Genomic DNA, 7,150 nt, shown 5'->3' with positions numbered 1-7,150 from the left:
TTTTTCGTTTTCCTCCGATAACTCAGACCAGTCCGATTTGTCCGACAAGTCAGACCTCTCAAAAAACTATTTTTATCACTACTCATTTTCTCATTTTCTAATTTCCAAATTTTCTAATTTTCTACCCGCCATACGGCTCCCACTTATTTTATCAACCGAATCGCTAATACAGCCTCTATGGTTGTGAAATAAAGAGAGGGCAATAAGATGAAGAGCATTTCGTATAAAGGAGAAGGACTTACAGTTTTTACCAGCGGAAGTGAGAGAATTACTACGGCTACAAAACGCAATACAAAGCCCGCCATAAAAGCAAAAGCAGTGTGCTGTTTGCGTCTTTTGTTTACAATGAAGATAATACTAAATAAGAAGAAAGATAAACCACAATGGAAGATGAGCAAGGTTTTTAGCGAATAGTACAAACTAATACCCTCTGTGTTTACGCAATAATCATACAACCAAAAGAGTCCTACCCCTCCGGCAATAAGCAATAATAAATATTTTACAAACAGGAGTATGTTACTCTTCATCGCTCATCTGTTGGGCTTTCTTAATTACTGAATACATAGCTCCAAATACCCCAAAAAGCGAACATACCACTGTCCATAGAGAGTACTCATTAGGAAATTTACCATCTAACCAAACACCAAAAAAGCTACAAATGGCTATGGTAATAGCCATTTGTAGCCCTATTTGTGAAAAGGTAATCCACTTATTTAGGTGGTTGTTTTTCGGCTGTAAGTGGTGCTTGTGGTTTTTCATTGATGGTAAAGCTGTTTTTGCCTCCTTTCATCGAGCAAGAAACGTTAAATACCGCTCCTGGTTCTATAGAAAGCTTATCTACGTACACTTCGCCTTCTACAACTGCGGTAGATTTTAAACTTAAAATACTACTCACTTTGAGGGTACCTGTTATTTTACCTTCAATATCGGCGTTTTCGCAAATCACAGTGCCTTTTATTACACCGGTTCTGCCTACTACTAATTTACCTGAAGTTTGGAAAGTTCCTTCCACTTCACCATCAATTCTAAAATCAGATTTTGAATTGATTTCTCCTTTGAATTTTGTTTCAGCAACAATACGGTTGCTACTTCCTGTGGGATTTTCTGCTGCCATAATAATCTTTTTATTATCTCTCTCTTTATTAAATATAGCCATTTGTATTTCTATTTAAAATACAGCCCCAAAAGTACAATAAATATTTTTAAACTGCAATTTTTTTAATGATTCTTTTTTTATTATTTTTCTTAATAAATTGTTTTTTAATAGTTTAAGCTAATTAGTGTATAAGAAAAAACTCTGGTAAAATTCAAGAATTACCAGAGTTTATTTGTTTTATATTTGTTCTTTAATTAAGTGTGTAGGTAGTCCCATTACGTTGTTATAAGAGCCTTCAATAGTGGTGACTCCTATATGTCCTATCCACTCCTGTATACCGTAAGCTCCTGCTTTGTCAAATGGCTGATAGTGACTGATGTAATAGGTTATTTCGTCGTCGGAAAGCTCTTTAAAGGTTACTTTTGTAATACAGTGCTCCGTTATTTGCTTTTCATTGGTAGTAAAACATATAGAGGTAATTACCTCGTGAGTCTTCCCCGAGAGCGAACGCAACATTGCAAAAGCTTCGGTAGCGTCTTTGGGTTTACCAAGGGCTTTACCTTCGTGCCACACAATAGTATCAGAGGTGAGAAGCACACAATCCATAGGTATTTCACCTGCAAAGGGCGTAGCTTTCAGCTGGGCGAGATAGTCGGTGATTTGCTCTCGCTTTAAGTGTTTAGGGTAGGTTTCCTCTATGGGTTTGAGAACTACCTCATAAGGGATATCTAATTCTCTCAGGAACTGCTGACGGCGCGGTGAGCCTGAGGCTAATATAATCTTTTTCAAATGTGAGCCACACGGGCAATTTTAATGTATAGTCTATCAGGATTGGTTTGCAAATTTTGTATCGTTCACTTTGCCAAAGTTTCAGACTTTGGCAAAGTTGATACACTGATAATCAGTCGATTTTTTAGTATATTGTAGGAGCGATTTGCAAATCGCCTTCTAAGAACAAGCCTATTTATTCGCAATCTATTTTTGTTTGACTATAATAATTATCTAAACTTTATTCAAAATTATCTGCAGTTTTGCGAATACGTTCTGCCAAATCATATAAAGCTCCTCTAAAAAGATCTTTTTCTGTTTCGGTGAAGCCGTTATTAGTATCGTCTATTTTGTCGTATATCCAAGAAGCAGATTTACCAAAATACTTACGTGCTATTTTAGCCCAAGAAATATCAAGAGCGATGTCTTGTATTTGTTGTTTAGTAGCCATCTTTTTATTAATTACTATTTCCATATTGTGTTATTTTTTTCTAAGTTCCTTTTTTATGAGCTTACGACGTTCTTCATCATCTTCTCCATCTATAATTTCTTCGAAAAGTCTACGGACATACCATTCCAACTCCTCTGAAGGATTATGTAAAGATTCTCTAAAGTTCCGTATCGCAATAATCAAATTTTCTTCTTTGGTCGTTAATTTCATTTGTTTCTTCATTATCGGTTGATGGTAAAAGGCAATCCGCTATAAGGCTTCATATATTCGTCTTCAAGACTCTTTTCGAGCATTTGCTTTTCGAGGTCGCAGCGGTATACTTCCCCTTTTAGGTATTTTTCAATCATTAGTGAGGCGATGGGAGCAGCTACTCGTGCTCCGTAATACCCGTTTTCCACAAATACGGCAATAGCAATCTTAGGGTCTTCTATGGGGGCAAAAGCTACGAATATAGAGTGGTCAGTAAGTTGCATACGCTTGCCATTCACTTTTATAAAGTTTTCGGCGGTACCTGTTTTAGCAGCAATATTAATACCTTCAATTTGGGTACGGCGTGCGGTACCTTGTTCATATGCCATATTCATACCTCTAATCACAGGTTCAAAGTTCTTAGGGGCTATCGTAGTGTGTTTAGCAACGGTATACTCTTGAAATGGAGTAATTTTATTATCTATTTTTTTTACGATATGAGGGGTATAGTAATAACCTCTATTAGCGATGGCTGCCATCACATTAGCAAGCTGTATAGGAGTGGTAAGCAGTTCTCCTTGCCCAATAGCGTTAGAGATATTGGTTGTGCCGTTCCAGCGACCTTTACCATATTGTTTGTCATACAAAGCAGTATTAGGTACTTTTCCTGCACGTCCCGTCGGTAAGTCAGCACCTAAAAAGCTTCCCAATCCAAAACTTCGTACGTGAGCATTCCACTTGTCCATACCCACTGCCGAAGTGGTTTTCATATCAATAGCACGCTTATAGGTATTCGCAAAATAAGAGTTACAAGAAAAAGCTATCCCGTGTAATAAGTCATTAGAACTGCGCCCGCAGTGGCAACGCATTATACGCCCTCCAAAACGATAACCTCCTCCACAGCTGAACACACTACCTGGTGTTATCACACCTTCCTGTAAGCCTATGAGTGCGTTTATTACTTTAAAAGGCGAACCTGGTGGGTATTCTGCTAATAGTGTGCGGTCGTAAAGAGGTTTAGCAATCGAATCGTTATAAAGGGCTGTGTAGTTCTTAGAGCGTTCACGTCCTACTAACAGAGCAGGGTCAAAAGTAGGTGCTGATATCAATGCGAGAATCTCACCTGTTTTAGGTTCTATAGCTACGATTCCGCCGTGTTTGTGTTGCATCAGCATTTCGCCATAGGCTTGCAAATTGATGTCTATGGTTAGTTGCAATGGTTGCCCCGTGATAGGCAAAGTATCCATTGCGCCATTCTTATAGCGTTCAATGGCAGCATTGTGTTTGTCCTTTTGGAAGAATTGTACACCTTTTTTACCTCGTAAGAATTCCTCGTATTGCTTTTCTACCCCACTGCGCCCTATCAGTTCACCAGCTAAGTAATAAGGGTTCTTTTTCAGTTCCCATTCATTTACCTCGCTGATATATCCCAATACATTCCCCGCATTGTGGGTGAGGTAACTGCGGAGCATTCGCTTCTGTATATAAAATCCTTGAAACTTGCGCAACTTTTCTTGTAGTACAGCATAATCGTCTTTGGAGAGCTGGTGCACGATTACTGAAGGTTTTTTGCGTGAGTAATCACTTGCTTTTATGAGCCGTTCTCTAAACTCTTCTTTACTGATTTCAAGGAGTCCGCAAAGCTCTAAGGTATCGAGAGTTTTCACCTCACTGGGCACAACCATCACGTCATAGGCAGGTTGGTTCGATACCAATAGTTCTCCATTACGGTCGTAAATATATCCGCGTTCGGGGTAATCGTATACCGTTTCAATAGCAATGTTGTCAATTCCTGTATTTTCCTCGTGAAATATTACTTGTAAGAAGAATAACCGTACTAAGAACACCACTGCCACAAAAAGAATAATAATGGGCAACAGATATTTTCTCATTTCTTATTTTTACTAAACAGATAGATGAATAGCAAACAAACGATGATAGTGAAGATAGATGCTCCTACAATCTTTGCTAATGTAAGAAACAAGTGATTGAAGTTAAAGACTTCTAAGAAATAAAACAGTGTGTGATGCACTACCACCATCAAGGTTGTATAGCTAAAAATCTTAGAAAACGGATAAGCGAGCAAATCCAATTCTTGATACTCAAAATTCTTGCCAAATACCGTTAGTAGTATCGGATTACGCAAATAAGCTATGAGTACACTACTGGCAGCGTGCAACCCTCCCGTATTAGAAAAAATGTCTATACACAACCCTATTAAAAATGCCGCTACCAATGAAGGCATTCTGTTTTCACGATAGGGTAATAACAGTATAAACACTATGTAAACCATCGGATTTACATAGCCCCAATACTCCACATTGTTGAAGATGAGTACCTGCAACAACACTAAGAATACAAATAAATATACATTTCTTACTACTGGGTGACTCATTTTGGGTTCTGTTTTTCTAAGTCAGAAACGGCTGCTCTATCTCTATCTTCAATAATATACACATATTCAAGGTTCGACATATCAGCAAATAGCTTTACATCAATGATATACGTATTATCCTTTTTGCTCTTTTCAAAATGAACTATCCTGCCAATAGGAATTCCCTTAGGGAATATGTTCGACATACCCCCTGTTACAATCGTGTCTCCATTTTGTATAGGGGCTATATTAGGTACTTCTAACAGCTGTACTTTATTCACCTCTCTGGTATCCCAACGCAATGAACCAAAGTGTTGTGTGCGCTTCACCATTGCATTTAGTGCCGACCTAGTATTCAGTACACTTTGTACAGTAGCAAACCTCTCCGAAGTATTCTCTATTATCCCCACAACTCCTTGTGGCGAGAGCACTCCCATATCTTGCTTTACACCGTCTTTCGTACCTTTGTCGATAGTGAGGTAGTTGTTTTTTAAACGGAAACTATTTTTTATCACATTTGCTTTAAGTACCTTGTATTTCAGTGAATCGGTAGTGGGGAATGACACCGAATCTACAAGAGATATATTGCGGATTTGCTGTTCCATCCGTAAGAGTTGTGAGCGCAGAGCTCTATTCTCCTCAGTAAGGGTTTCGTTCTGACCGCGTAAGCTAAAATATTGTGCCCAATAGTCTGTGAAACTGTAAAGCCTACCCGACACTGCATTCGCTGAGTTTATGTAAGCACTCTGAGGATAATAATTGCTGTTAAAAACCAAACCAATAGCGCATAAGAACAGTGCGAGGAACACAAAAAAGTCCCTCGACCTCATAAAGAATTGAATGATTTGGTTCATACCTCTTGTTTCTTATCTCTTACCTCTATCTATTTTTACTTTAATAAAATACTTCTGAATTTGTTAATGTTTTTTAGAGTGATACCTGTTCCACGTACTACGGCACGCAAAGGGTCTTCGGCTACGTATACAGGGAGGTCAGTTTTCATAGAAATACGTTTGTCTAACCCTCGCAACATCGACCCACCACCTGCCATATAGATACCTGTATTATAGATATCAGCAGCCAATTCAGGAGGTGTTTGCGAAAGTGTCTCCATTATAGCATCTTCTATACGAAGAATAGACTTATCCAGTGCTTTCACCATTTCGCGATAGGATACTTGCACTTGCTTAGGTTTACCGGTGAGCAGGTCACGCCCTTGTACCATAATATCATCTGGTGGGGCATCGAGGTCTTCAGTAGCAGCTCCTACGGTCATCTTGATGTTTTCTGCAGTACTTTCCCCTACGTAAAGGTTGTGTTGCGTACGCATATAGTGCACAATATCCGAGTTGAAAATATCCCCTGCAATTTTTACTGACTTGTCGCATACAATACCCCCTAAGGCAATCACCGCAATCTCGGTAGTACCCCCACCTATGTCGATAATCATATTACCCTTAGGTTGCATAATGTCAAGCCCTATACCAATAGCCGCTGCCATCGGTTCGTGTACGAGGTAGATATCCTTACCGTTCACACGTTCGCACGACTCGCGTACCGCACGCGTTTCCACCTCGGTAATTCCTGAGGGGATACAAACTACCATACGCAACGAAGGCGAGAAAAAGCGTTTGCGCAACGCAGGTATACTCTTAATGAGCATTCCTATCATCTGTTCCGAAGCGTCAAAGTCGGCAATTACCCCGTCTTTTAGCGGACGAACAGTGGGGATATTAGGGTGTGTTTTCCCTTGCATTAGCCGTGCTTCTCTACCTACGGCTATAATTCTTCTGGTTGTCCTATCTATTGCTACAATCGATGGACTATCAATCACTACCCTGTCATTGTGAATAATGAGGGTGTTCGCAGTACCCAAATCAATGGCTATTTCTTCTGTCAAGAAATCAAAAAAACCCATATTATTTTTCTTTCTATTATATATTTACCTTATAAATCAGTTATTTAAGTGTTTTGTAGACACTACTTTTTGCGGGTGCAATTTTACGATTTTTTTTGACCTACACAAATATTCTTGTACTTTTTCTCAAAACTTTATGGCTAACCTCCTCTTATCTCACTGTTTATCAGTTCATATGAATTTCTATTAAATAATGTCTATTCGATATAATATAACATCTTTTGGGTATACGTAAAACTAATTTCTAATCTCGTATAGCGTTCTACAATAGCTCACCTACTTTTGAGTAAGCCCCGAGTTCCTATCCTTATCCATTACTCATTCCCTTTTCTTTCGCCTCGAAACCCTCTTTTT

General features: G+C 38.9%; 10 protein-coding genes. All 10 read right to left on the bottom strand.

What is annotated here, in order from left to right:
• Positions 1-143 precede the first annotated feature (143 nt).
• Positions 144-527 (bottom strand): hypothetical protein, encoded by a 384-nt coding sequence (locus HMPREF9078_RS10355; RefSeq protein ID WP_009420628.1) that lies wholly within the window; start codon positions 525-527, stop codon positions 144-146.
• Positions 517-759, bottom strand: a complete 243-nt coding sequence (locus HMPREF9078_RS10350; protein WP_082315870.1) for an AtpZ/AtpI family protein — start codon at positions 757-759, stop codon at positions 517-519. The genes HMPREF9078_RS10355 and HMPREF9078_RS10350 overlap by 11 nt, the downstream gene beginning before the upstream one ends.
• Positions 710-1,156: a polymer-forming cytoskeletal protein gene (locus tag HMPREF9078_RS10345; RefSeq protein WP_009420627.1), complete on the bottom strand. Its 447-nt coding sequence runs from the start codon at positions 1,154-1,156 to the stop codon at positions 710-712. Before HMPREF9078_RS10345 ends, HMPREF9078_RS10350 begins: the two co-directional genes overlap by 50 nt.
• Positions 1,157-1,333: 177 nt before the next feature.
• Positions 1,334-1,885 (bottom strand): Maf-like protein, encoded by a 552-nt coding sequence (locus HMPREF9078_RS10340; protein ID WP_009420626.1) that lies wholly within the window; start codon positions 1,883-1,885, stop codon positions 1,334-1,336.
• Positions 1,886-2,105: 220 nt separating this feature from the next.
• Entirely contained in the window at positions 2,106-2,339 is a 234-nt protein-coding gene (locus HMPREF9078_RS10335) for a DUF5053 domain-containing protein (RefSeq protein WP_009420625.1), read from the bottom strand.
• 6 nt (positions 2,340-2,345) lie between these two features.
• Positions 2,346-2,537 (bottom strand): hypothetical protein, encoded by a 192-nt coding sequence (locus HMPREF9078_RS10330; RefSeq protein WP_009420624.1) that lies wholly within the window; start codon positions 2,535-2,537, stop codon positions 2,346-2,348.
• A complete protein-coding gene (gene mrdA / locus HMPREF9078_RS10325) occupies positions 2,537-4,396 on the bottom strand; it encodes a penicillin-binding protein 2 (RefSeq protein ID WP_002675470.1) in 1,860 nt (619 codons plus the stop codon). The genes HMPREF9078_RS10330 and mrdA overlap by 1 nt, the downstream gene beginning before the upstream one ends.
• Complete coding sequence (gene mreD / locus HMPREF9078_RS10320) at positions 4,393-4,899, bottom strand: rod shape-determining protein MreD (RefSeq protein ID WP_009411304.1); 507 nt, start codon at positions 4,897-4,899, stop codon at positions 4,393-4,395. Before mreD ends, mrdA begins: the two co-directional genes overlap by 4 nt.
• Complete coding sequence (gene mreC / locus HMPREF9078_RS10315; protein ID WP_002675472.1) at positions 4,896-5,732, bottom strand: rod shape-determining protein MreC; 837 nt, start codon at positions 5,730-5,732, stop codon at positions 4,896-4,898. Before mreC ends, mreD begins: the two co-directional genes overlap by 4 nt.
• Positions 5,733-5,767: 35 nt before the next feature.
• Complete coding sequence (locus HMPREF9078_RS10310; protein ID WP_009420623.1) at positions 5,768-6,796, bottom strand: rod shape-determining protein; 1,029 nt, start codon at positions 6,794-6,796, stop codon at positions 5,768-5,770.
• Positions 6,797-7,150: the final 354 nt, after the last annotated feature.

It is taken from the genome of Capnocytophaga sp. oral taxon 380 str. F0488 (genome assembly GCF_000318255.2).
GTDB classification, from domain to species: Bacteria; Bacteroidota; Bacteroidia; order Flavobacteriales; family Flavobacteriaceae; genus Capnocytophaga; species Capnocytophaga ochracea.
Note: the sequence above shows the minus strand (reverse complement) of the source record. Positions and strands in the feature narration are given on the sequence as shown.

What these genes read in the sequence shown, in the direction of transcription:
- HMPREF9078_RS10355 (WP_009420628.1), bottom strand. Translation starts at nt 527, where the DNA reads ATGAAGAGTAACATACTCCTGTTTGTAAAATATTTATTATTGCTTATT.
- HMPREF9078_RS10350 (WP_082315870.1), bottom strand. Translation starts at nt 759, where the DNA reads ATGAAAAACCACAAGCACCACTTACAGCCGAAAAACAACCACCTAAAT.
- HMPREF9078_RS10345 (WP_009420627.1), bottom strand. Translation starts at nt 1,156, where the DNA reads ATGGCTATATTTAATAAAGAGAGAGATAATAAAAAGATTATTATGGCA.
- HMPREF9078_RS10335 (WP_009420625.1), bottom strand. Translation starts at nt 2,339, where the DNA reads ATGGAAATAGTAATTAATAAAAAGATGGCTACTAAACAACAAATACAA.
- HMPREF9078_RS10330 (WP_009420624.1), bottom strand. Translation starts at nt 2,537, where the DNA reads ATGAAGAAACAAATGAAATTAACGACCAAAGAAGAAAATTTGATTATT.
- mrdA (WP_002675470.1), bottom strand. Translation starts at nt 4,396, where the DNA reads ATGAGAAAATATCTGTTGCCCATTATTATTCTTTTTGTGGCAGTGGTG.
- mreD (WP_009411304.1), bottom strand. Translation starts at nt 4,899, where the DNA reads ATGAGTCACCCAGTAGTAAGAAATGTATATTTATTTGTATTCTTAGTG.
- mreC (WP_002675472.1), bottom strand. Translation starts at nt 5,732, where the DNA reads ATGAACCAAATCATTCAATTCTTTATGAGGTCGAGGGACTTTTTTGTG.
- HMPREF9078_RS10310 (WP_009420623.1), bottom strand. Translation starts at nt 6,796, where the DNA reads ATGGGTTTTTTTGATTTCTTGACAGAAGAAATAGCCATTGATTTGGGT.